This is a genomic window from Streptomyces chryseus, assembly GCF_014650755.1.
In the GTDB taxonomy this organism is placed as follows: Bacteria; Actinomycetota; Actinomycetes; order Streptomycetales; family Streptomycetaceae; genus Streptomyces; species Streptomyces chryseus.
This window is the reverse complement of the sequence record NZ_BMVO01000001.1, coordinates 179,469-201,957: the sequence shown is the minus strand read 5'-3', so window position 1 is coordinate 201,957 and position 22,489 is coordinate 179,469. Positions and strand designations below refer to the sequence as shown.

Below are 22,489 nucleotides of genomic sequence, written 5' to 3'. Positions count from 1 at the left end.
ACCCCACAGGAGCGCCTTCGATGCGCCACACCCTAGCGGGCCCCGAAGCCCGCGCCAACTACCCGGGCTGGTTCTGGGCCGCCGGGACGCACACCGCCCGGCACTGTGCCGCGAGCACGCCGGGCGGCCTCACCGCGGAGGCCATGATGCCGTCCCTGCCCGCCCCCCGTCCCGCAGCCGCGTACGCCGGCCTCCTGGTCGCCGGGGGTGCCTGATGAGCGTCGAGGCCCTGACCTACGCGGCCCGCGTCAAGGTCGGTGACATCACCGCGAAGTTCGTCCTGGGGCGCCTCGCGGACCGCGCCGACGAACGGTTCTCCTGCTTCCCGTCCGTGCCGCTGATCGCCGCGGAAGCGGAGAAGTCGGAGCGGACGATTCAGCGGGCGCTGGCCTACCTGGAGACGCTGCGGCTGATCTCCACGAAGGAGGCGTTCCGTGAAGACGGCTCCCAGACGTCCAACCGGTTCTTCCTGCACGGGCCGTGGGACGAATACGCCGGGACCGGGGAGCCGTTCCCGGAGATCGTCACCCCGAAGCAGAAGCGGGCCCTGCTCTGGGCACAGCAGCCGCAGGAGGGCGAGTTCCGGGAGGGCTCCGCCGCCGCGGTCGCGCTGTCCGGGTCAGCGGAGCTGCTGGCCGCGTCCGCGGAGGCGGCGGCGGAGGCGCTCCGGGAGGCCGCCGCGGTTCAGGAGCGGCGCCGCTCCAAGGGGCGTACGGCGTCAGCGGCGGCCCGCGCGAAGGCTGCCCCGCAGCCTCCCAAGGGGAAAACCGCAGGTCACTATGGGGTGTCATCCATGACACCCCCTCCGGTGTCACCCATGACACCCTCCCCGGTGTCGCCGGTGACACCCCTTGAACCCACAGATCCAATCCTCAGTTGTGAAGGGAAAGACGCGGGGGTGACGGCCGTAGGCCAAAGTGCGGGGGGTTTTACACGTGCGGGCGCGTGCGAAGGCGCGGCGCCTGAAATCCAGCCCGGCCCGGGCGGCTCCGCCGCGTCTGACCACGATCTCCCCACCCAGCAGCACCCGGAGGTCGGCGGAGCGGGACCGGCAGCGGATGGGGAGTCCTCCGCGCCGTCGCCGGCCGAGCCCGCCGCGGGGGCCGAGGGAAAGACGCTGGCAACGGCGGGAGGTGGGGACGGGGTGCAGGCTGACGGCCGTCAGCAGACCGCCCCGGCCGCTGGTCAGAATTCCGACCAGCCCGGCCCGCAGGCCCCGGCGGCCGCTCCCAGGAAGCGGGCCCCGCGGAGGGCGCAGCCGATCAGTGAACTGCGCCCGGTGGAGGGCGAGGCGGAGGTGTACGCCCTGCTCGACTCCCTCGGGGTGCTGACCTCCCCGGCGGCCCGGATCCAGACGCTCCGAAAGGCCGTGAGGGAGTTCCTCGGGCACCGCGGCGCGGAGGTACGGGAGCACGCGTTCTTCACGTACCCGCGGGGCGTGGAGCACGCCGCACTCCGGATCAATGGCGGGTGGTACCGCGGCGAGGGCCCGGCCCGCTCGCACCATGACTACCGGGGGTGCTCCCGCTGCACCGCCTCCGGGTGCCCGGCCTCCCGGGAGGACTGTTCCCGCATCCTCAAGCCGGTCGGGTTCCTCCGGGAGTTGCTGATCGAGCAGGCGTGTGACCTCCCGCAGTGCGAGCGCGGCGTGCACCTCGACACCCGTCAGAAGTGCGCACTGTGCGGCTACCTGGCCCGGGAGCGGGCGCTGACCGCCGAGGCGGAGGCCGCCCTCCTCGCCGCCGAGGAGCGGAAGCAGGAGGCCCTCACCGCGCAGCGGGAAGCGGCCCACGGCCCGGCCCTGGAGGAGAACGCCCGCCGGGACGAGGCCGCCGCGAAGGCAGCCGCCCACGCCGCCGCGAAGGCTGCCGACGAGGCCGAGACCGCACGGCTCCGGGAGGAACTGGCCGCGGAGTTCGCCGAACTGGACGCGGCCGCTGCGGCCGGCCGAGCCGCCGTGCCCGCCCCTCTCCACCCTGCACATGACGACATGCCCGCCGATGAGGACGAGCCCGATTGGACCGGTGGCGCGGAGGAGGCGGCCCCCGAGGACGCCGACGCCGCGTGGGCGGCGGCCGACGGGCCCAGCGCCGAATACCGGGCCTGGCGCACCGGGGCCCGCGCGCAGCGCACCGCCGAGCGCATCGCGGCCGCCCGATAGCACTCCGCCCGGCATCTCACCGCGGGTGCCGGGCGCCCTCCGGCTCTCACTGCCAGCAGGCGGCCGCACACGGGCTGTACGCCGCCCTTCCGGTGCCACCCGGCCCGGGAACATCCACCCGCCCCTACGCGGCCCGAACGCGGCCGCACAACGAAGGAGCATCACGTGAACGAGACCCGAACCGTCGACCTGCACCGCTGGCAGGCCCGCGCGCACGCATTCCTCGGCGACCTCCTCGCCGCTGGCCGCCGTGCCGACCTCCCGCCCCTGGTCTGGACGCTGGCCACCAGCGGGGCCCTGACCGGCGACGCGGACGGTCTGAGCTACAGCGGCGCCGAGCAGCAGGAGGCCGTGCGCCGGTGGGCGGCGCACCTCGACGCCGAGGTGGACGCCCGGACCGACGCGGACGGCGTCCTGCACCTGTACGCAGGGTGGAAGGCCGGCCCTGACTCCCTGGTGCGCGGGTGCCTCCGCGCGACCGTCCGGCCTGCCCTGGACGCTGAGGAGGACGGCGGCGACAACTGCGTGGACGACTGCGACGGGGCTGCGATGTGCACCGGCACGGCGCCGCCGGCCTCCGCCCCTGCGCCGGTCGTGCGGCCCGAGGCCGCGCGGTACGCCGAGGAACTCCGGGCGAACCCCGGCACCGCCTCCAGCGACGGACACACCGGGTGGGAGTGCACGGCGGGCGCCTCGATGCATGTGGAGGCGACGACGCCCGGGCCCGGCCGCCTCGGGACGCTGCACGGCGTGATCTACGTATGCCCGGAGCACCGGGCCGCGGCGGAGGAGCGCGTCACGGGCGGCGGCGAGTACAGGGCGGAGGTGTCCCCGGCCCCGGCGTCCCACCGGTGGGACCCGTGGCCGTGCGGGCACGTCACCGCGTACCGGGCGGCCGCCCTGGCGGCCCTCGCTGGTCAGCAGGAGACGGGGGCGCAGCGATGACGACGAGCGACCTGCGGGCCCGGTACCTGGACATGGAGAGCGCGGCCGTGCTGCGGGAGGTCCAGGCGCTCGCCGCCGACCACGCCGCGGACGGGGGCCGGGCCGCCGAGCTGGCGGCGGCCGCCGCGATCCTCCAGTACCGGTACGCCTTCCCGCTCCACCAGGGGCCGCGGGGGCCGCGCCCGGACTCTGGGCTGCCGGACGTCGACCTGATGCGTCGGGTCGTGTTCCAGTCCAACGGGTTCATGGCCGTGGCGGCCGGTCAGGTGCGGGCCGCGCTTGGGGGCCGGCCTTTGGGCTCGCTCAACCTGTGCTCGTTCCCGGACCCGTTGCCCGCCGACGATGCCGTGGAGGCGCTGCTCTACAACCCGTTGGCGGGGGTTGCGGCGCTGGTGGGGCGGATCGCCCGGGGTGAGGACACGGCGGACGCGCTGCGGGACGTCGAGGACCGGGCGGTGCGGAACCTGCCGCCGTATCAGGAGTGGTGAGTACCGAAGGCGCACGACAGCGCCCCCCGTCCCTGGCCTGGGACGGGGGGCGCTGTGCTGTCCGGGGTCGGCGCCCCGGGAGGGTCAGGCGAGCGGGACGCCGTACCGGAGCGTCCAGCCCCGGCCGAGGGTGTGCCGGGAGACCTCGACCACGCGGCCGTCCTCCGTGGTGCCGGTGTGCGTGATGGTGAGCAGCAGCTCCCCCTCCTCGACCCCGAGGGCCTCCGCCTGCTTGGCGGTGGCCGGGACCTGCGTCACGTCCTCCACGACCTCCGTCTGAGCCAGGCCCGCGTCCGCCATGCGGGAGATGATCCCGCCCGCGCCCGTGTCGAGCTGCGCGACGGCCGGCGCGGCCTCGGCCACGAAGGCCGGGATGTACGTGTCACAGAGCTGCACCAGGCGCTCCCCGTCATACATGCGACGGCTGCGGATCACGGTGTCCGCACCGTCACCGAGGACGGCGGCGACGTCGGCCGGAGCCGCGCCCCGCGTCACCTCGACGTCCGCGCGAGGGGTGCCGCCGGCCCGCTTGGTCTCGGCCTCGAAGGCACCGTGGGCGCCACCCTCCGCGCGCTGGCGGTACCGGCTCCGGGCGTCGCGGGTGATGGTCCCGTTTTCGCCGATGGTGTTGCTGGGCATGCTGCGTGCTCCTTGCTGGTGATGGGTGATGTCTGGGACGGACGCTATTCGGCGTCCAGCTCCCACGTGTACGAGAAACGCCAGATCGTCACGGGCATGACGTGCACCGCGACCTCCACGACACGACCGTCCTCGGTCGACGCCTGGTGCACCAGCTCGTACACCTGGCGGTCGTCCGGGATGCTCAGAGCCTCGGCCTCCTCCGGCGTCGGGAACCGGGCCTCGATCGACTCCCGAATGCGCCGCTGTGTGAACCCGAGGTCGGCCAGACGGGACTTACTACCGCCGGGGCCGGTGTCCTGCTTCTCCAGCCGCGTGTCCGCCGCGATTTCGAGCGGGAACCAGCTGGTGGCGAGCTGGACGACGAACCCCTCGTCAGAGGGGGACGCGTCCCGGCCGGCCCGCATCGCGCGGGACCGGTAGACCGCCTTCGCGGAGTGGTGCAGGCCGAACGCGGCGGCGACGTCCTTCGGCGGCCGGGCCCGGCCGATGTCGGTTGCCACCGGCTTGTAGACCAGGCCGAGCCTGTTCAGCTCGGCCTCGAACGCACCACGGGCGCCGCCCTCGGCGCGGGCGGCGGGCTGGTACCGGCCGACCCCGTCACGGGTCAGCTTCCCGATGAACGGGGAGACGAAGCTGCCCCGGCCCTGCTGGGTGAAGGCCAGGCCGTCCCGTTCCAGCGCGCGGAAAACGTCCCTCGCGGTCTGGAAAGCGATCCCGTGGGCCGCCTGGAGATCCGCCACCGAAGGCAGCTTGTCGCCCGGTCCGAAGCCAGGGGCGCTGCGCTCGATCTTCCCGCGCAGTTCGGCCGCGATCGTCTCGACTTTGCCCGGTTCTTTCTTGGCCACGGCCGTCCGCCTCTCGTTCGTCGCTGTGGTGGTCCCTGTCCGGGACAGCATCGCATAGCTAGTTGAGCATCGAAAGTTGGGGCCGTCAATCGGTGTTTTGCGGCGCGAAATCCCAGTTCACCCCGGGCCGCTCGACACACTCAACTAGTTGGGTTGACAGGGGGCGCGAGAGGTGGGTTAATCAACCCGTGACCACCACTCAACTAGTTGAGTGAAGGCCGGAAGATCCCTATAAGTGCTGGGATTTCAGGGTTTGTGGTCGCCACGCACCGCCGCCTCTCGGGGCCGGGCGGTGAAGGGTCCCGGGACAGAGCGGGGCGAGCGGCCCGGCCTTGTCGACCCGGGAGGTACACCCCACCTACAGCCGTCGGCGTCCCGGCGGAACGGGGTGGAGCCCCGCAGGGATGCGGGTCCTGACGCGTCCAATCCGCGCAGGTCACGGCCGGTTCGATTCCGGTACGGGGCACGCAGCACCCGCAACACCGGCCCCGATGGCGCTACCAACGCCCCGGGGCCTCCGCGCAACCGCACGCAGCACGTACAGCGCAACCCGCACAGCACGGAGGCTCACATGACCGTTCGCCGCACCGCCGCCCGCCTGTTCCGCACCGTGTCCGATGCCGTCCGTTCGGTCGTCGCCCCGGCCGCCCTGGTCCGCTCCACCGCCCCGGCCGTCGTGGCTGAACCGGCGGACGTCTTCACCGCCGACGAGATGCCGGCCGCCGAGGTGATCGAGGCGGCGGCCGCCGGGTACGCCGAGGCCGCCGACGCCGGGCGCGCCGCGGACCGCGCGAAGCGCAAGACCCGCAAGACCCTGGACCGCCTCCCGGCCGGGCTGTACGGCGGCCGGTGGCTGGTCGAGCGGGTTGCCTCCTCCCGCCAGACGCCGGACCTGGAGTCGATCCGGGCGACGTACCAGCGGCTCGGCCTCGGCGACGTCCCCATGCGGACCTGCGCCGCGTCCCTCCGCGTGACCGACCTCGCCCCGGCGGTCCTGCCCGCTCCGGTGGCCCCGCTCGCCGCCGAGCACGGCGCCGTGCTGGTCGCCGCCTGATGGCCGCCGACCGCGCCGCCAACGGCGGCCAGGAGCAGCGCCCGGTGCTGGTGATCCGGGTCAGCCGGGACGGCGGCGCCACGTACGGGCCGCCGGTCCAGGTGGACCCCGACCGGGACGTGGTCCCGGAGATCGAATCCCGGTGGCCGCCGTGCCGGTGCCCCCGGCACTGCCCGGCCCCCTGACCCTCCAAGCCCCACCGTGCAAAAGGACGGCCCGTCCGGAGGCGCTACCAACGCCTTGACCCGGACAGGCCGTCCTACGCACGCGCACAGCCCCCTCGACGACATCACCCGACCGAGAGGACCAGCACGTGAGCGACCGTACCAACATCCTCGTCTTTCCCCTTACCGCCCCCGCCCCCGCCCCCGCCCCGGCGCCGGCCGCGGCCCGCCCCAACGACGTCTGCCCGCTGTGCGAGTACTGGGCGTGCCGCTGCAACCGGCCGTCCTTCGGGCCCACGCCGGCCCGGCCCCGCCCCGCCGCCGTCGCCTACCCCGCCGACCCGTCCGCGGACGAGGCGCTGCGCCGGATCCGGGCCAGCCGTTGACGGCCGCCACGGTGTACGGCACCGGCACCTCCTACGGCTTCTTGGCCGCGATCCTCCCCGGCCCGGCGCTGCTGCCGGTGGGGGAGGGCGGCCTGACCGCCGAGTGGTTCCGCGACCTCGGCGCCCCGGGCGCCCCGCCCGTCGTCTCGGTCTGGTCCTCCGGGCTGGACGCCGAGCTGGACGGCCCCGGCCTGGACGCGCTCTTGGACCGCCTCGACGCGTTCGGCGCGGGCCTCCGCCGCCTCCGCGCACACCTGAACTGACCCGCCCTCGGGGCCCGGCGCACCCGCCGGGCCCCTACCCGACCAGGGAGCACCCGATGACCGACCTCACCGCCCACGTGCAGGAACTCGCCGCCTACCACCACCCGCACTTCCAGGCCGTCGCCCCGGCCGAGTACGGCGAGCTGCGCTTCACCTTCAAGCCGTTCAGCGGCGCCGAGGAGGAGCCGCAGATGCCGCGCACCGTGTGGGACGACAACACCCTCAGCACCGAGGCCCGCGAGCTCCTGGACGTCGAGTTCCGGACGGCCCGCCGGGCCTGGATGGACGCCGCCTACGTCCACCAGCTCAAGGCCGCCGCGAAGGACGCCGCCCCCGCCTGGACCGCCTACGCCGAGGCCCGCGACGCCATGAACCGGCTGTGGAACGACCTGGAGACCACGCCGTCCACGATGTGGAAGGCGGCCGTGTCCCGGCTGGTCGCCGCGCAGGAGGCCACGGCGAAGGCCGCGAAGGTCTGGGACGAGTACGCCCCGGACATCGCCCAGGTCCACCGCCGCTTCCTCCACTCCCGCCTGTACCCCTCCGGCGCGTACGCGGAGGCCGGAATCCCCGCCGCCCAGTGGGTCATCGGCGACGTCGAGGACTACCAGTCGTACCGCGGTACCCCGCTGGTCCGAGAGGTCACCGAGACCGTCACCGACCAGCGCAAGCACCTGCGCGAGGTCGCCGCCCTGACCGGCGACCCGCAGGACTGACCCGCCCACCTCGTCCCGCACCGCATCCTCCGGCGGGCCGCCAGCACGGCGGCCCGCCGGACCCGATCGAGGGAGACACCGTGCAGACCCGTACCCGCCTCGCCCACCGCGCCCGCCGTACGGCCGCCGTCGCCGCCTCCATCGCCTACGCGGTGGTGACCTGGCCCGGCTGGCTGGTCGCGGTCACCGTCGCCGCCGTCTGGGACCTGGTGGCCGGCCACCCCTTCGCGGCCGCCGGGGAACTGTTCCTCGCCGCCGCCCTGGCCGTCGGCTACGCCCGGGCCGACAGGGCCGACCAGTACCGCACCGGCTCGGACCGGCGCGGCTCCTGCCCGTTCTGCCTCCGGTCCCGGCGCCGCCGGGCCTACTGCGAGGCCGCGGCCGCGAAGGCCGGCCGTTGACCTCCCCGGTCCGCAACGGCCACCCGTGGTTCCGGAAGGTCACCCGCCGGGACGGCCGCCTCTGCAACACCGTCGACTGCTGGGAGCAGGCCGCCGTGCTCGCCCCGAAGGACGTGACGCTGCGCCTGGTCGAGGCCGTCCACCTGGACGCCTCCGGCCTCGTCGCCGTCTGCCCCGACTGTGCCCGGGTCCGCGCCAACGCCGGGACCCACGCCCGCACCACCGCCAACGCGGCCGCCCTGGCCGCCGCGCAGCTCTCCCTGTTCAGCACCTGACCCGAGAGGACACCCGATGTTCCGCATGATCCGCAGCAGCACGCACGCCGCCCTGCTCGCCGACCGCGCCGACCTCGACCAGGCCCGCACCGACCGCGACCAGGCCCACGACTCACGGGAACGGGCGCTGACCGACCTCGCCAAGACCCGCACCGACGCGCAGGAGGCGCTACGCGTCCTCGAGGTCGGCATGCACGCCGTGCTCCGGCAGGTGACCGCCGAGCGCGACGCGGCCCGGGCCGAGGTGGAGACGGCCCGCGCCGAGGTGGACGAGGCCCGCAAGCAGGTCCTCCTGGACGCGGAGGACCGGGTGGCGCTACGGATGCTGCTCCGCACCGCCCGCAAGCACGACGCGGGCCGCGTCTATGTCCTGTTCCACCGGGGCCGGTTCCACAGCGTCCACACCACCGTCGAGGGCGCGGAGGCCGCCGCCGAGGCGGAGGGGGCGCCCCGCGACGGATGGACCGCCCACGCTCCGGGTGCCGCGCTCCCGCCGGCCGCCGAGGTCGTGTGGCGCGTCCAGCCGCTGGCACTCAGCAGCACCTGACCGCCGCCCCCCCACACGCCCCACAGCACCACGGAGGTACCCGTGAAGAAGCTCGCGACGCTGTCGGCCGCGCAGCTCAAATCGATCGACCGCACGCTGTCCGGCGGAACCTGGACGATCACGTTCGGCGCGGTCCTGTTCAGCGTCCTCACGGTGACGCCGCTCGTTCAGCGCGTCACCTCGGACACCTGGGACTGGACGGCGCCCATCCTCCCGATCGTCGTGGACGCGGCCGTCGTGATCGTGATCCGCCTGGACGCCGCGGTGTCCACGCTCGGTGAACACGGCGGCCGGTGGCCGGGCATCCTGCGCTGGCTCACCGGCTGCATGACCCTGGCCCTGAACATCGGGGACAGCGCCTTGAAGGGGGACCACGTCGGCGTAGCTGTTCACGCGGTCGCCCCGCTGCTCCTGATCACCACGGCGGAGGCCGCCCTCGCGTACCGCCGGGCGATCACCCGGGCCTGCGATCGGATCGACCGTGAACAGCACGAGGAGAGGGAGCGGGCGCGTGTTCATGAACAGCGCCAGCGCGAGGCCCGTGAACGCGACCAGCGCGAGCGTGAACAGCGCGAGCGCGAGGAGCGTGAACAGGCGCAGGACCGGGAGGAGCGCCGCGAGCGCGAGGCCCGGGAACACGCCGCGCGGCTGGACAAGGAGCAGCGCGACCACGACGCGCAGATGGTCCGTGAGCAGCGCGAAGGCGAGGAGCGCCGCCGCCGCGAGGAGGTTGAACGGGCCGACCGCGAGGCGGAGCGTGAACGCCAGGAGCGGCTGGAGCGCGAGGCCCGTGAACACCAGGAGCGCCAGCTTCGTGAACAGCAGGAACGCGTACGGCAGCAGGCCGAACAGCAGGCCCGCGAGCAGCAGGAGCGGGAGGCCCGTGAACGGGCGGAGCAGCTGGCCCGTGAACGCCGTGAACGCCGGACCGTGAACACCGACGGCGCCGCCGTGAACACCCGCAAGACGGACGCCGTGAGCACCCCGGCAAAGGCGCCCGTGAACACCCGCAAGCAGGCGCCGGTGAACACCCCCGTGAACGATGACCGACTCGGCGAGGACGACGCCCGGGCGCTCGTAGTGAACACCCCGGGCGCCAGCGTCCGGGACCTCGCGGACAAGACCGGGTGGTCCATCGGCTGGGTGTCCAAGGTGCGCCGGGAGGCCGCCGGGGAGCACCAGGAGGAGGACGAGGCCGAGGAGGCCACCGCCGCCTGACCCGCCGCCAGCACGCAGACGACCCGCCCCCGAACGAAGCGGGGGCGGGTCTGCCGCTGACCGTACCGCGCCGGCCGACCAGCCGGACACCACACCGCACGACGAGGGCGGCCCACCCCGGGCCGCCCTCGGCACGTCTGGCGCTGCTGCTGCCGCCCCGGCCCTCCCGGCCGGTGCGGCTGTGGGACCTCCAGACCCGCACCCCTCCAGCCCAGCACCGTGAAGGAGCACCCCGTGAGCGACATCGCGACCCGCGTCACGCAGGGCGTCCAGGCCCTGGCCGCGGACCACCTGCGCCGCGAGATGTGGCAGGCCCAGCACCGGGCCGGCCTCCTCACCGACGCCCAGACATACGAGGCCCTGGCCGACGCCATCGAGTCGGACCTGAAAGGCCGGGCCGTGGACGGCGACATGCCGTGGTCGGCCACCATGCGGGCCCGCAAGCGGGTCAAGCCCCTGCGGAAGGCGGCGAAGGCGATGCGGGAGGCCGCCGCCTCGATCGGCGGGACCGTCACCGCGTACGAGACCACCGACCCGGCGACGGTCGCGCAGGCCCGCCAGGACAAGGCGCTGCGGAAGGCCGAGCGGAAGGGCGCCGCGGCCGCCGCGCTGAACACCGCCACCGCGCGGGCCGTGGAGCGCCTCGCCCCCGCCCAGTCCGACGAGGAGTCGGCCGGCGCCCCGAAGGTCCTCGGCGACTACTTCAAGAACCAGCGGGGGGCGTGATGCCGATCAAGGGGCTCACGCCCAAGGCGTCGTCCATGTGGACGGAGAAATTCGAACGCGCCCATCAGGAAGGGCCGGAGGCGTTCGGCCGGGTCTGGCTCGACTTCATCAAGATCCGGGCGCTCCAGCAGGCGAAGAGGACCGGCGACCCGTCCGTATGGAACGCCCTCTCCGCCACCCTCGACCGCTTCTACGACGAGCACTGCACGTAACCGTCATCGTCATCATCATCACGGCCGAGAGGGTCACTTGACGGGCCCCATCCACGCGTACTACGTACGCGTGCGAGCGGGCCCGTCTCCCCTCACTGGCAGTGACCAGAGAGGAGGGCACGGTGGCTGACACCGAAGGCCCCGGAAACGTCCTGCCGTTCAGCCGCTCCGGGGTCATGGCGCCCCCGGCGGCGGCATCCACCCCGGCGCCCCCGGCCCCCGCGCCGGCCGCCCCGGCGGCGCCGACCGACCCCGTCCCTGTTCGAGTCTCGCCCTTCGACGCACCCGCCGCCCCGATGCCGCCGCCGCCCCCGGACCTGGTGCCGGCCACCTTCCGCTCCGAGAGCGCCGACCCCGGCGAGGACGGCGGCGACGGCGCAGGGCCCCCGAGGCCGGGGGCACTCAGCATGGCCGCCATCCTCGCCATCGCCATGGCGGCCTTCGCCGGGGTGCAGACCTGGCTCCAGGAGTCTGGCCCCCGCCGCGCGGAGGCGAAGGCGCACCAGCGGGAACTGGAGCTGATGGCGGCGAAGGCCAACGCCGAGGCCGCGAAGAACGAGGGGGCCATCGACACCATCCGCGCGAAGGCCGCCGTACCGACCGCCCACGAGTACGGCAAGAAGGCCACGGGGCGCGGTTCCGGCGGGACGGGAGGCAGTTCGGGCCCCTCCGGGTCGAAGGGTTCGGCAAAGCCCGGCACGGGGACGCACAACGCCTCCGGCGGCGTCAGCGGGCCGAAGGGCGTCGGAACCAAGACCGGGCCGGGGAAGGGGCCTTCGGGCACCGCCCCCGCCGCCACCGGCAAGACCGGCCCCGGTCCGGCCGGGAAGAGCGCAGGAGGGTCCTCCCCCAAGGGCGCCGGTACCGGCGGCGCCGGCACGTCAGGCGCCGGAGGCAAGGCCGCCTCGGGCAAGGCGGGTTCGGGCGGCTCCCCGGCGGGCGGCTCGGGGAAGGCCGGCACCGGAGGCAAGACCGGGGCAGGCTCCGGCGGATCCGGCAAGGGGTCCGGCGGGACCGGGCCGGGCGCGGGAGGGACGTCCGGCAAGGGCGGCGGCAGCACCTCCGGGGGAGGCTCGGGCAAGGGATCCTCGGGCGGCGGCTCCGGCACCGGCACGGGCACCACCCCGGCCGGGAAGGGCAGCACGGGCAAGACGACGTTGCCGGGCCGGATCCGCAAGACGATCCGGGATAAGTGGACGAAGCCGACGTCAGCGCAGACGCCCAAGCCCCCGAAGCCGACGCGGCCGCCCGGCCCCAACAACTCCAGCACGCCGCCTGGCGGGACGAGCAGCACGACGACGCCACCGCAGGGCGGCACGGCCGGGACCAACCCGAACGGGCAGGGCGGGCAGTCCACGGGACGGACACGGACGTTCTGGACGCGGACCACGGTCTGGACCTGGACGACGGTCCGGAGCACGGTCGGCGGCCTCCACGGCCGGTGGAAGAAGCGGCGGCAGGCTCACCGGGGGGCGCAGAACCCGCCGCCCCCCGGCCCGGGGCCCACGCCGCCTCCTCCGCCCGGCCCGCCGCCGGGCGGCTGGGCGTGGGGCGCGCGGTCCTCGCCGTGGGACACGCCGCTGAACGACGAACCCGAGGTCGTCTACACGGTCGAGCAGGACGGCCCGGCGAGGTCGAACCGGCCGCAGCCGCCCCGGCCCCGCCCGCCCGCCGGGGCCGTCGGCCCTGCCCGCCCGGGACTGCCCCGCGCACCGCAGCGGCCCGCCGGCCGCCGCCCCTCCACCACCAAGCCGAAAGGGCCGTTCGCCATGGGCTCCGCACCTGCCACCGTCCCCGCCGCCGGGCCCGGAGGCGTGCCCTCGCAGCACGCCACGGAAATCAACCTGGACCGCGCCCTGGGCGCCCTGTCCAACCTCGTGGACGAGGGGATGGGCGCACACGACGACGCCGACGGCCTCACCCGCCAGGCCCGCCGCCTCCTGTCCCTGCTGGAGGGCATGACCAACGACCTCGCGCAGAACCACAACGTGAAGGGCCCCAAGACCACCAGGGCGATGCAGACCCTGATGGAGACCGTCCGCCAGCTCATCGAGACCTCCGAGCAGACGGCGAAAGACGCGCTGACCGCCGCCGAGGCCGCGGAGGCCGAGGAGGTCCTGATGGCCCGCCACTACCGGCCCGTGCAGAAGGCGACCACGGACGCCGGTCTGCTCACCCCGTCCGCCCGCATCCACAACAGCTGAGAGGCCGATCACCCATGACTGCACTCGTCCCCGCCGGACGCCTCCCCGCCAACAGCGAGGGCGCCGCGAACAGCTTCACGGGGGTGGCCGCCAAGCTGCGCCAGCTCCAGGCCGCCGCCGACGCCCTCCAGGAGCACGCGAAGCTGCTCCAGAACCGCATGAGCCGCAACGCCCGCGCGGCCTCGGCCCTGATGGACCTGTGCGGGGCGGCCGGGGTGGCCGCCAGCCACACGGGCCGCATCGCGGACGTCAGCAGCGCGTTCGGCCGGGTGGCCGGCGGAGGCGCCCGCATCGCCTCCGTCACCGACTCCATGGGCACCGCCGCCGGGAACGTCGTCACGCAGCACCGGACGGAGTACGGCGGCATCAACGCCGCCTCGACCTCCTCGCCCGTCATCCAGGCCAAGCCCGGGTTCTACCGCGCGACCTGACCGACCCTCACCCCTGACCGCGGGGCCGTACCCGACCGACCGGGTACGGCCCCGCTCCCTTCCCCCACCGTCCCGCACAGCACCCCCGAGGAGAGACCTGATGATGAGCCGCCTCCCCCTCCAGGCGAAGATCGAGCGGACCGCCTACGGGGTAGGTGCCGCGTGCCTCGCCGCCCTCCCACAGCTGGACGACGGCGGGGTGAACGCCAGCGTGGCCGTCCTCGGCGGCGGCTGCGCCTGGTGGCTGTACCGCCGGGCCACGCGCTCCGACTTCCGCACGGCCCTGGTCGCCGCACAGCGGGGCCTGCCCGTGCTGACCGGCGCCGCCGCCTACGCGGCCGCCGTGACGGCCGATGGCGCCCGGTGGTGGGAGTACGCCGCCCCCGTCGCGTGGGGCGCGCTCATGGCCGTGTGGCTGCCCGTCACCCGCGCCTCCTGGACGCCGAGCAGCACCGCGCTGGCGCCAGCCGCCCCCTCCGGGTTCGCGGAGCAGACGGCCGCGAAGTGGGCGGCGTCGCAGGCCGCGCAGCAGACCCGCCTGACCGACGTCGAGCGGCTGCACCCCACCGGGAAGGACTTCACCGCCGTGGTCGTCGCCCCGGCCGGCCTCCCCGTCCCGCGCCTCGACCTGGACGCCGTCGCCGCCGTCTTCGACGTCCCCACCAGCGCCGTCCACGGCCTGGAGGACATGCTCGGGAGCGGCCCCGGCCGCAAGCGGCTGACGATCACCCCGAGCGACCGCAGCGGCGGGCAGACCTTCGAGGACCACTGGCGCGAGCGGGTCGGCGGCCACGACGGAGCGATCCCCGGGAGCCGGGTCACGAAGGTCGTGGAGCACCCAGGCCGCGTGATGATCCTCGCCGAGGTCCCGTCTGGGCAGGTCGCCACGATCAACCACGCGCAGCTGTGCAGCGCGTTCGGCGTCAAGGCCGCCGAGCTGCGGCTGATCGCCGAGACAGACGGCGGCTCGAAAGCCCTCGTGACGCTCTACGAGACCTCGCCGCTCACCAGCACCCGGGCGGCCACCCGCGAACTCCTCACGCCGGACGCTGACGGGTACTGGGTGATCGGGACCGCCCACGACGGCACCGACGTCTACGCCCGCCTGTGGGACCCCAAGCTGGGCGCGCTCCACGGGTACGTCGTCGGCGTCACCGGCTCCGGCAAGACGGTGGCGTTCGTCCTCGGGCTGGCGGCCGTCGCCAACGCGGGCGGAGTGTCCTGGCTGGCCTCCCTCGACCCGGACGCGCAGCTGGCCGCCGCCGGAAAGTACATCGACCGCCAGGGCTCGGGCCGGACCTACGCCGCACGGGCCACCCGCGCCGCCGTCGCGCTGATGACGATCCGCGGCGAGATCAACGCCGAGGTCGGACACGACTTCTCGGCGGCCAGCCCGTACCCGCTGCTCGTCCTCGACCTGGACGAGTTCAACGGGCTGTGCGACGACAGCGACGAGGGCCAGGAGATCGCCGCCAACTCCGTGGCCATCGCCGAGCGCGGCCGCAAGTACGGCATGGCCGTGAAGTTCGGCGGGCAGACCCTGGACCTGTCCCGGATCGGCGGGGACCGCTCCCTGCGCGAGCAGACGCGTTCCGGTACCGGGGTGGTCCTGCGGACCGTCTCGGGGATCTCCGGCCGGCAGGCCACGGAGGGCATGCTCCCCGAGGGCGTGGAGCTGGCCGACATCCCGATCGCCATCGGCGGCGGCCTCTCGATCGAGGACCGCATGGAGGGCATCACCGAGGTTCCGCACGGCGCCTCCACCGCCGGCATGGGCCACGTCCTCACCGGCAGCGCCCCGCGCATGATGCGGATCCTGTACGCGCACCTGCCGAAGGACGGCACCGGCCACAACCTGGACGACCTGTTCCCCGAGGGCGGCGGCGTCTTCACCCTCACCGCCCGCGAGGTCGAGGCGCTGGACGCGCTGGACCTGTACGGCGATTGGACGGCCCCGGTGACCGAGGCCGAGACGGCCGCCGCGCAGCAGGCAGCGGCGAAGCCGAAGCGGGTCACGGCGAAGGACCGGATCCTGGCCGTCCTCACGGGCGAGATGACCGCGAAGGAGATCCGCGAGGCCCTGCCCGACATCGCCGCGGGGACCGTCCGCAACGCCCTGTCGGCGGCGGTCGAGGAGGGGCTGATCTCCAACCCCGAACACGGGGTGTACGCCCCGCTGAACTGACCAACCGCAGCACCCCACCGAGGGCGGGCCCGGCACCACGGGCCCGCCCTCGCCCGGGCTCGACCCACACGACCAGGAGCAACCCCGTGACCGACCTCCCCGGCCTCGACCCCGCCCACCTCTACCGGCACGCCCCGGACCTCCTCCAGGAGTCCGCCGAGCTGCTCACCGTCTCCAGTCAGCTCCTCGCGCAGACCTTCGCCGGGGACCCGGTGGACGAGGAGTACCAGCGGGACTACCTCCTGCGCCGCTCCGTCCAGGCGGACCGGATCGCCCTCATCAAGCCCGGCGCCCACGCTCTGGGCCACGCCGACGAGGCCGCCCAGATGCTCGCCGCGTTCGACCGCGCACACCCGTACCTCGCCCCGGCCGGGATCACCGTCCCCGACGCCGACGCCCCGGCCGACGAGTTCCGCGCCCACACCCGCGCCTGCTACGACGCCGCCCCCTGGACCTGACCGACCCGACCCCGGACATGCGACGGGGCCCGGCAAGCACCGCCGTCCCCCGCCCAACTGGAGCCCCGTGAGGAGCACGATCAGCATGCACCAGCGCCCCGCCCACCACACCGCGCCCGCCCCGACCTACGCCGACCCGGCCGCCTCCGCCCCGCTCGTCTACCAGCCGCAGCCGTACGGCGCCGAGCACCAGGCGCTCGTCCTCCCCGCGCCGGCCGCCGACCCGCGCCGCGCCCTCGTCCGGCTGGAGTCCGGCGAGTGGGTAACCGCGCTGGTCCCGGCCGCGCCGCCGGTCCTGGTTCCCGCCGCCCCCGTCGCGGCCGCCGCCCGCAGGCCCCTGTCCGGCCTGGAGCGCGGCGCGATCATCGTCGTCACCTCCATCTGCGCTCTGTCCCTCTCGATCGGAGGCGCCCTCTCCATGGCTGGACCCGCGTCCCTCGCCGCCGCCGCAGACCTCGCCGTGGGCGCCGCCGTCCTCCTCGGGACCGCCGTCGCCGGGTTCCTCGGCCTGCGGTTCGCCGGCGCCCTGTCCCGCCCGACGTCGGGCACCGCGTCCTCGAGCGCGCCCGCCGCACCGACGTACACGACCAACGTCACGAACAACGTCAGCTCCACCGGCTGGTTCAGCCGCGCCACGCAGACCACGACCTTCCACCAGGGCTGACCCGCCCGCCGACGAGGAGCAGCAGATGACCAGCACCGACCAGACCCCCGTCCTCACCGTCGTGTCCTTTGGCTACGACCACCAAAACGGCGAGCACGCCCCGCCTGCGCACCTGACCCTCGACCTCCGCCAGCACTTCCGGGACCCCCACGTGCAGCCCGCCATGCGGGAGATGACCGGTCGGGACCCCGAGGTCATCGACACGGTGCTGAGCACCCCCGGGATCCCGGCTTTGATCGCCGCCACCGTCCAGGCCGCGAGGGCGTTCCTCAGCGGGCCGTCCGCCGGGTCGCTGCGCATCGCGGCGGGATGCGTCGGAGGCCGGCACCGCTCGGTCGTCGTGGCCGCCACCATCGCGGCCGCGCTCGCCGACCTCGACCCGACCTTGACCCACCTGCACATCGACCTGCCCGTGCTCGCCCGCCGGACCAGTTGACCCGCACACGGAAGGATCACGGCCATGGCCGTCCGCTTCACCACGATGTCCCACCACTGCACCGGCACCGTCACCTCGGCGATCGAGGCGTACAGCCCCCGCGACGGCCTCGCCCACGGGAGCCTCGACGCGACCGCGTACGTCTGCCCCGCCCACGTCCAGACCGCCCGCGCCATGTGGGAGGGGCAGGGCCTGACCCCGTACACCGCGAAGGCCGGCCGGGGGAGCACCCGGTGTGGCTCCCTCACCGACTTCCGCGAGCCCCCCGCCAAGGCATGACCCGACCCCGTACGACGACCACCAGGCCCCCGGCCGCCCCTCATCACGAGGGCGCAGCCGGGGGCCTTTTTGCGTTCCAGGGGCGAAAGCACGCGCGCAAATGCCTGATGCGGGGCGCCGTGTCACACTGTGCCGCCTCGCATCACGAAACGCCACGAAAGGAGTTCCCCATGGACGACCCCGACGAATGGCTGACCACCCGGCAGTTCGCCACTCTGCTCCAGGTGCACATCGACACCGTCCGCCGGTGGGTCCGCACCGACCCGGATATGCGGGTGAAGCGCCTCGGCCCCGCAGGGCGGAGCATCCGTGTGCATCGCTCCGAAGTGGACCGCGGACACCGGAACCCGGTCACGGTCGGCTGACTACCGCTCCACCACACCCTGCTGGTTTTGGGCCGAGGGTGCTGCACCACCAGGCCGGCCGCGTGCCGTGTCGCCCCGCTGGTTTTGGGCCGGGGGCCTCCTTCACTCTTCTAGGACGCCCATGCCTGCCCTCCAGCAGCTCCCCGTCGCCGGGGCCGTCATCGACACCTGGCGCGCTCTCCTCACCGGCCCGTGGTGCCGGGAGATACCCGTACGGCTCCGGCGCTCCCGGTTCCTCGTCGTGCTGTACGTCGCCTCCGGCCTCGCCGACGCGAACGGCCGGATACCGGAACCCTCGGCCACCGAGAAGCAGCTGACGTCCCGTCTGGCCCACTCATGCGGCGCCCGGCCCCAGACCGTCGCCCGCATCCTCGCCGCCGCTGTCACGGCCGGCGCCATCGCCGAGCCCTCCCTAGGCCGCTACGCCCTCACCACCACGGCCGTCCCCAACTGGACGGCCGCCCTCGCCTACCTCGACCAGGAGCAGACGCGACCATGAAGCCCACGCCCAAGCCCCGCCCCGTCCCGGCCGTCCACCTGTGCTGGCTGTGCGGCCTGGACCGGCCCGGCGCGCGCGATGACCTCCACTTCCGGCCCTGCTGGCTGTGCCCATCCTGCTGGGCTCGGCAGCCCAGCGCCCGCAACCGGGAGATCCGGAGCGCAGAGGCAGCCGCGGCCGTCCTGGACGTGCCGTTCACCTGGCGCTCCACCTTCCGGTGGCAGTGGGTCCAGCAGACAGCGGAACAGGCCAGGATCACCGCGTGGGAGGACCACCGCACCACCGTCCCGGGCATCCCGGCCCCGGCGCCCTTCGCCGCCTTCGGCTGGATCAGCGCGGCCGCCATCGAGGAGGCCGCCGCGCACCTCGCCCGCCTTGCAGAGGAGTTCGACCGCAAGCGCGTCACCCCCCGCTGACCCTCGCCGTACGGGCAGCGGGCCCCCTCGGTCGCTGCCCGGCCCCTCCCGGGAAGGACACCGCCCGTGCTCGCCGAACCTCCCCCTGCCGATGCCGACGAGGAGACCCGCCTCCGCTACGTCGCCGCCGCCTGGCTGGAGCGTGCCCGCGCAGTCGCCCTCCTCGTCGCGGCCGGAACCACCACCTACAGCCGCGCCGCCCGGATCATGGGCACCACCCCCGCCACGGTCCACCACTGGGCCACGGTCGGCGCCGCCCTCTGGGAGCGGACCGGGGATGCCCCCGAGCACCTGGTGGACGCCCTCGCCTCGCTCCCGCCCCTGGAGCCCGTCCGCCGGCGACGTCCTGGCAGCCCTGACAGAAGCCTGACGAACCCTGACCGCCGGGGCCACGTCCTCCCGCCCAGGTCAGGGTGTGGGGCTCCGTCGCTGGTCACGGCCCTGGGCGACCCGATACCACCCGCCCAGGACGTAGCCCCAGGGAGCAGCAGACCGCCCCCGGCAGCGCCATGACCAGCGGAAACCCTTGCAAAGTCATGCAGAACAGCAACACATCGGCATCCCCAACCCCGGGTGCAGCGCTACGTTCCGCCGCTGCTGAGACCCGGTCGCGGCCGATACACCCCACCAGGAACGCGCCCCCACTCCGGGAAAGGCCCCCGATGCCCTCTCGCGTCCTCACCACCCGTGTCCCCCCGGCCGTCTACGACCAGCTGCAGGCCCTCGCCGACCGGCGCGGCCGGAGTCTGGCGGCCACGGCCGGCGACCTCCTCGCCGCCGTCGTCGCCGACGGGCCCGACGCGGTGAAGGCCGCCCAGGACGGCAACCTCGTCACCGCCGTGCGCGCCCTGCTGGAGGAAGTCGACGCCCCGGCCGCCGTGATGCACCGGGAACTCTCGCTCACCCTGGCCCGGGCCATCGAGCGGCGGGAGCCCGGGTATCTCGCCGCAGTTGCTTCGCTCCGCCGGGCCGTGGATGCCGCCGAGAGCGCGCAGAAGGTCGCCGACCTCCCCCCGGGCAGTGACCCGCTCCTCGCCCTGCTGGCAGGCACCGGGATGTTCTGACCCGCCGTCCGGCAAGGACCGGCCGTCTGTCAACGCACCGCGCCCCACCCTCGCCGCCCCCGCTCCAGCAGGCGCCAACCTCATGGCGGTGCAGGTCCACCGTGGCAGTGGTGAGGTGCGGGTCCTGCATGCGTGACACCGGCACGTTGAAGGGCCCGCCCGGTCGATCTTTGCGGAGCAGCGCCCGGGCGGGCCCTTCATGCCGAGGGGGGACGGCCCCTGGTGTTGAGCAGGGTAGGCGCCGGGACCGCTGGGGTCAGTCACCCGGTCGTGTACGGATGCCTTGAGATGTCTTGTCGAATCCCGTCGGATCGCGTCCTGCCGTGTTGCAACTCACGATAAGCTCACATGTCATGAGTACGGATCAGGGCCTCAGGCAAGGTGCCGCGTTGGCACTCTTCGACCCGCCCGCCCCTCTCGCCACGTCCCCCGGCCGCGTCCTGCTCCCCGAGGAGTACGACCCCGAGCTGACCGCCCGCCTCGACGCCCTCGACGTCGTCTCAGACAGCTACGCCGAGACGCTCCGCCCGAAGAACACCCGCCGCGGATACGCCTCCGACTGGAAGACGTGGGAGACCTTCGCCGCCGTGCGCGGCGTGCCGCTGACCTCCGCCGTCCGGCTCGGGGTGCTGCGCGCTTACGTCGACTGGATGTGGCGGGAGGGCGCGGAGGACGGCGGGCCGCTCGCCTCGACCACCATCGACCGGAAGTTGGCCGGCCTCGCGGTGACCCTGCGCAAGGTGCACAAGGTGGTCATCAACCCCGACCACACGAAGGCCGCCCGGGAGCTGCTGAAGGACCTGGAGCGCCAGGCCGCCGAGGACAAGCAGCCGGCGCGCGGTCGGGGGAAGGCCCCGGCCGTCACCGTGCCCATGCTGCGCGCCATGGTCGAGGCGTGCCCGGACGACCTGACCGGCCTCCGCGACCGCGCCGCGCTGCTCCTGGCCTTCGGCATCGCCGGACGGCGTCACGAGGTCGCCGGGCTCACCGTGCGCAGCATGGAACTCCACGGCGGCCTCGGGATGTACGTGAACGTCCGGGTGTCCAAGACCGACCCGCGCCGCGTCCGCATCCGGTACGCCGACGACGAGCGGCTGTGCCCCGTGCGCACGTGGCTGGAGTGGAAGGAGGCTGCCCGCCTGGAGGACCCGGACACCCCGGCCGTCCGCCGGATGCACCGCACTGGCAGCGTCACCCGCGCCGGCCTCTCCTCACAGTCGGTCGGCAACATCATCACGGACGCCGGGGAGCGCGCGGACCTGCCCGTCCGCCTCACCGGGCACTCCATGCGGGCCGGGCTCATCACCGAGGCCCGCCGCCACGGGAAGGACCGGAAGGTGATCGGCTCCACCAGCGGCCACGTGGACGGCAGCCCCGTCCTGGACGGGTACATCCGCGACGTGGACGGCTGGGAGCCCGAGAACAACGCACTCGCGGGGCTGCTGTGATGGCTGCCCGGTCCCGCGCATGACTGCGCCCCCGTTCCCAAGTGGGGAGCGGGGGCGCAGTCATGCCGGGGTCCAGGGCGGATCCGGGGTCTCGTTGGTCGCCCCGCAGTTCCAGCAGTCCCATTCGTCCGGCACCTCGAACAGCTCCACCCAGAATCCCTTGGGCTTGCCCCACACAGTGCAGTCGGCGCCGCAGCACCAGCACACGAAGGCGAAGTGCACGTGATCCTCCCCGAGTCGCTCCGGGGGCCAGAGTGCCCGGTCCCGGGGCCGGTGGGGGCGGGTATTGGACAGGACTACCCGGCCGGAGTCGACCAGGCGGCCGAGGTCATTGCTATGGTCACCAGCCGCGGGCGCGCCACTCCGCCAGGTGGGGGCGCTCGGCGCCAAGCGTGGTGTCGTTGCCGTGGCCCGGGTAGACCCAGGTCTCATCCGGGAGGACGCCGAACAGCTTGGCCTCCAGGCCGTCCATGAGCGAGTTGAACTCCTCCGGCTGTGTTGTCCGGCCAGGACCGCCCGGGAAGAGGCAGTCCCCGGTGAAGACGTGCGGGTGCCCGTGCGGGTCGTCGTAGACGAGGGCGACGGACCCCGGGGTGTGCCCCACCAGGTGACGGGCGGTGAGCTCGACCCGTCCGACGCGGACGGTGTCGCCGTCGTCCAGCAGTACGTCGGTCGGCACGGGGATGCCCTCGGCGTCGTACCGGCCCGCGTACGTGCGGGCCCCCGTCGCCGCCACGACCTCGGCGAGGGCCTGCCAGTGGTCGCCGTGGCGGTGGGTGGTGACGACGGACGCGATGCCGTCGTCACCGATCAGGCTCAGGAGCGTGTGCGGATCGGCGGCCGCGTCGATCAGCAACTGCTCTCCGGTGGCGCGGCAACGCAGGAGGTACGCGTTGTTGTTCATGGACCCGACCGCGACCTTGGAGATCATCAGGTCCGCGAGCTCGTGCACGTTCGCAGGACCGCCGACCTTCACCGCTCCGCTGTACGTCATGGG

At 74.1% G+C, this 22,489-nt stretch carries 32 protein-coding genes; 28 read left to right on the top strand and 4 right to left on the bottom strand.

Going from position 1 to position 22,489, the window contains the following annotated elements; genetic code table 11:
- The first annotated feature begins 20 nt into the window (after positions 1–20).
- From IE185_RS01010 to IE185_RS00995, 4 genes are all read left to right on the top strand, one after another.
- Positions 21–215, top strand: a complete 195-nt coding sequence (locus tag IE185_RS01010; protein WP_138895800.1) for a hypothetical protein — start codon at positions 21–23, stop codon at positions 213–215.
- A complete protein-coding gene (locus IE185_RS01005) occupies positions 215–2,161 on the top strand; it encodes a helix-turn-helix domain-containing protein (protein ID WP_138895801.1) in 1,947 nt (648 codons plus the stop codon). Before IE185_RS01010 ends, IE185_RS01005 begins: the two co-directional genes overlap by 1 nt.
- Before the next feature lie 165 nt (positions 2,162–2,326).
- A complete protein-coding gene (locus tag IE185_RS01000) occupies positions 2,327–3,106 on the top strand; it encodes a hypothetical protein (protein ID WP_138895802.1) in 780 nt (259 codons plus the stop codon).
- Positions 3,103–3,594 (top strand): hypothetical protein, encoded by a 492-nt coding sequence (locus IE185_RS00995; protein WP_138895803.1) that lies wholly within the window; start codon positions 3,103–3,105, stop codon positions 3,592–3,594. Before IE185_RS01000 ends, IE185_RS00995 begins: the two co-directional genes overlap by 4 nt.
- An 84-nt stretch (positions 3,595–3,678) precedes the next feature.
- Here the strand turns inward: IE185_RS00995 and IE185_RS00990 are convergent, their stop codons facing one another.
- Together IE185_RS00990 and IE185_RS00985 are read right to left on the bottom strand one after the other, a co-directional pair.
- Positions 3,679–4,233: a UTRA domain-containing protein gene (locus IE185_RS00990; protein WP_138895804.1), complete on the bottom strand. Its 555-nt coding sequence runs from the start codon at positions 4,231–4,233 to the stop codon at positions 3,679–3,681.
- A 44-nt stretch (positions 4,234–4,277) separates the two neighbouring features.
- Positions 4,278–5,081, bottom strand: a complete 804-nt coding sequence (locus IE185_RS00985) for a GntR family transcriptional regulator (protein ID WP_229843300.1) — start codon at positions 5,079–5,081, stop codon at positions 4,278–4,280.
- Between the two features lie 571 nt (positions 5,082–5,652).
- Between IE185_RS00985 and IE185_RS00980 the strand changes: the two genes are divergently transcribed.
- The 24 genes from IE185_RS00980 to IE185_RS00865 all read left to right on the top strand — a co-directional run bounded on the left by IE185_RS00980 (position 5,653) and on the right by IE185_RS00865 (position 21,492).
- Positions 5,653–6,135: a hypothetical protein gene (locus tag IE185_RS00980; protein WP_138895806.1), complete on the top strand. Its 483-nt coding sequence runs from the start codon at positions 5,653–5,655 to the stop codon at positions 6,133–6,135.
- Positions 6,135–6,320, top strand: a complete 186-nt coding sequence (locus IE185_RS00975) for a hypothetical protein (RefSeq protein WP_138895807.1) — start codon at positions 6,135–6,137, stop codon at positions 6,318–6,320. The genes IE185_RS00980 and IE185_RS00975 overlap by 1 nt, the downstream gene beginning before the upstream one ends.
- Before the next feature lie 128 nt (positions 6,321–6,448).
- Complete coding sequence (locus IE185_RS00970) at positions 6,449–6,685, top strand: hypothetical protein (RefSeq protein ID WP_189714413.1); 237 nt, start codon at positions 6,449–6,451, stop codon at positions 6,683–6,685.
- Complete coding sequence (locus tag IE185_RS00965; RefSeq protein WP_170198399.1) at positions 6,682–6,948, top strand: hypothetical protein; 267 nt, start codon at positions 6,682–6,684, stop codon at positions 6,946–6,948. The genes IE185_RS00970 and IE185_RS00965 overlap by 4 nt, the downstream gene beginning before the upstream one ends.
- A 56-nt stretch (positions 6,949–7,004) precedes the next feature.
- Complete coding sequence (locus IE185_RS00960) at positions 7,005–7,664, top strand: hypothetical protein (protein ID WP_138898438.1); 660 nt, start codon at positions 7,005–7,007, stop codon at positions 7,662–7,664.
- A gap of 80 nt (positions 7,665–7,744) precedes the next feature.
- The gene (locus IE185_RS00955) at positions 7,745–8,065 is read left to right on the top strand and encodes a hypothetical protein (protein ID WP_138898439.1); all 321 of its coding nucleotides are present in this window, start codon (positions 7,745–7,747) and stop codon (positions 8,063–8,065) included.
- A complete protein-coding gene (locus tag IE185_RS00950) occupies positions 8,062–8,340 on the top strand; it encodes a hypothetical protein (RefSeq protein ID WP_138898440.1) in 279 nt (92 codons plus the stop codon). The genes IE185_RS00955 and IE185_RS00950 overlap by 4 nt, the downstream gene beginning before the upstream one ends.
- Before the next feature lie 25 nt (positions 8,341–8,365).
- The gene (locus tag IE185_RS00945) at positions 8,366–8,887 is read left to right on the top strand and encodes an efflux RND transporter periplasmic adaptor subunit (protein WP_229843299.1); all 522 of its coding nucleotides are present in this window, start codon (positions 8,366–8,368) and stop codon (positions 8,885–8,887) included.
- A 60-nt stretch (positions 8,888–8,947) separates the two neighbouring features.
- Positions 8,948–10,105, top strand: coding sequence for a DUF2637 domain-containing protein (locus IE185_RS00940; RefSeq protein WP_138898442.1), 1,158 nt, complete (start codon positions 8,948–8,950; stop codon positions 10,103–10,105).
- Between the two features lie 234 nt (positions 10,106–10,339).
- Positions 10,340–10,831, top strand: a complete 492-nt coding sequence (locus IE185_RS00935) for a hypothetical protein (RefSeq protein ID WP_138898441.1) — start codon at positions 10,340–10,342, stop codon at positions 10,829–10,831.
- Positions 10,831–11,043, top strand: a complete 213-nt coding sequence (locus IE185_RS00930; RefSeq protein ID WP_229843297.1) for a hypothetical protein — start codon at positions 10,831–10,833, stop codon at positions 11,041–11,043. The genes IE185_RS00935 and IE185_RS00930 overlap by 1 nt, the downstream gene beginning before the upstream one ends.
- A 122-nt stretch (positions 11,044–11,165) precedes the next feature.
- Positions 11,166–13,247, top strand: coding sequence for a hypothetical protein (locus tag IE185_RS00925; protein WP_189714407.1), 2,082 nt, complete (start codon positions 11,166–11,168; stop codon positions 13,245–13,247).
- Positions 13,248–13,261: 14 nt separating this feature from the next.
- Entirely contained in the window at positions 13,262–13,678 is a 417-nt protein-coding gene (locus IE185_RS00920; RefSeq protein ID WP_138898973.1) for a hypothetical protein, read from the top strand.
- 100 nt (positions 13,679–13,778) lie between these two features.
- The gene (locus tag IE185_RS00915) at positions 13,779–15,863 is read left to right on the top strand and encodes a hypothetical protein (RefSeq protein WP_138898972.1); all 2,085 of its coding nucleotides are present in this window, start codon (positions 13,779–13,781) and stop codon (positions 15,861–15,863) included.
- Between the two features lie 86 nt (positions 15,864–15,949).
- Positions 15,950–16,321, top strand: a complete 372-nt coding sequence (locus IE185_RS00910) for a hypothetical protein (protein ID WP_189714405.1) — start codon at positions 15,950–15,952, stop codon at positions 16,319–16,321.
- Positions 16,322–16,406: 85 nt separating this feature from the next.
- A complete protein-coding gene (locus IE185_RS33595; protein WP_189714403.1) occupies positions 16,407–16,985 on the top strand; it encodes a hypothetical protein in 579 nt (192 codons plus the stop codon).
- A 25-nt stretch (positions 16,986–17,010) separates the two neighbouring features.
- Entirely contained in the window at positions 17,011–17,421 is a 411-nt protein-coding gene (locus IE185_RS00900) for a RapZ C-terminal domain-containing protein (RefSeq protein WP_138899395.1), read from the top strand.
- Positions 17,422–17,445: 24 nt separating this feature from the next.
- Positions 17,446–17,700 carry a hypothetical protein gene (locus IE185_RS00895; RefSeq protein WP_138899394.1) on the top strand — a complete coding sequence of 85 codons (255 nt, stop codon included), beginning with the start codon at positions 17,446–17,448 and terminating at the stop codon, positions 17,698–17,700.
- A gap of 170 nt (positions 17,701–17,870) precedes the next feature.
- Entirely contained in the window at positions 17,871–18,065 is a 195-nt protein-coding gene (locus IE185_RS00890) for a helix-turn-helix domain-containing protein (protein ID WP_229843295.1), read from the top strand.
- Between the two features lie 121 nt (positions 18,066–18,186).
- Entirely contained in the window at positions 18,187–18,564 is a 378-nt protein-coding gene (locus IE185_RS00885; RefSeq protein WP_189714401.1) for a hypothetical protein, read from the top strand.
- Entirely contained in the window at positions 18,561–18,980 is a 420-nt protein-coding gene (locus tag IE185_RS00880; RefSeq protein WP_189714399.1) for a hypothetical protein, read from the top strand. Before IE185_RS00885 ends, IE185_RS00880 begins: the two co-directional genes overlap by 4 nt.
- A 66-nt stretch (positions 18,981–19,046) precedes the next feature.
- Positions 19,047–19,493 carry a hypothetical protein gene (locus tag IE185_RS00875; protein WP_189714397.1) on the top strand — a complete coding sequence of 149 codons (447 nt, stop codon included), beginning with the start codon at positions 19,047–19,049 and terminating at the stop codon, positions 19,491–19,493.
- A 149-nt stretch (positions 19,494–19,642) separates the two neighbouring features.
- Complete coding sequence (locus tag IE185_RS00870) at positions 19,643–20,044, top strand: hypothetical protein (protein WP_189714395.1); 402 nt, start codon at positions 19,643–19,645, stop codon at positions 20,042–20,044.
- 353 nt (positions 20,045–20,397) lie between these two features.
- Positions 20,398–21,492 carry a tyrosine-type recombinase/integrase gene (locus IE185_RS00865; RefSeq protein ID WP_189714393.1) on the top strand — a complete coding sequence of 365 codons (1,095 nt, stop codon included), beginning with the start codon at positions 20,398–20,400 and terminating at the stop codon, positions 21,490–21,492.
- A gap of 60 nt (positions 21,493–21,552) precedes the next feature.
- Here the strand turns inward: IE185_RS00865 and IE185_RS00860 are convergent, their stop codons facing one another.
- Positions 21,553–21,714, bottom strand: a complete 162-nt coding sequence (locus IE185_RS00860) for a hypothetical protein (protein ID WP_170198376.1) — start codon at positions 21,712–21,714, stop codon at positions 21,553–21,555.
- Positions 21,715–21,832: 118 nt separating this feature from the next.
- On the bottom strand, positions 21,833–22,486 hold the full coding sequence (locus IE185_RS00855; protein WP_138897853.1) for an MBL fold metallo-hydrolase: 654 nt from the start codon (positions 22,484–22,486) through the stop codon (positions 21,833–21,835).
- Positions 22,487–22,489 lie beyond the last annotated feature (3 nt).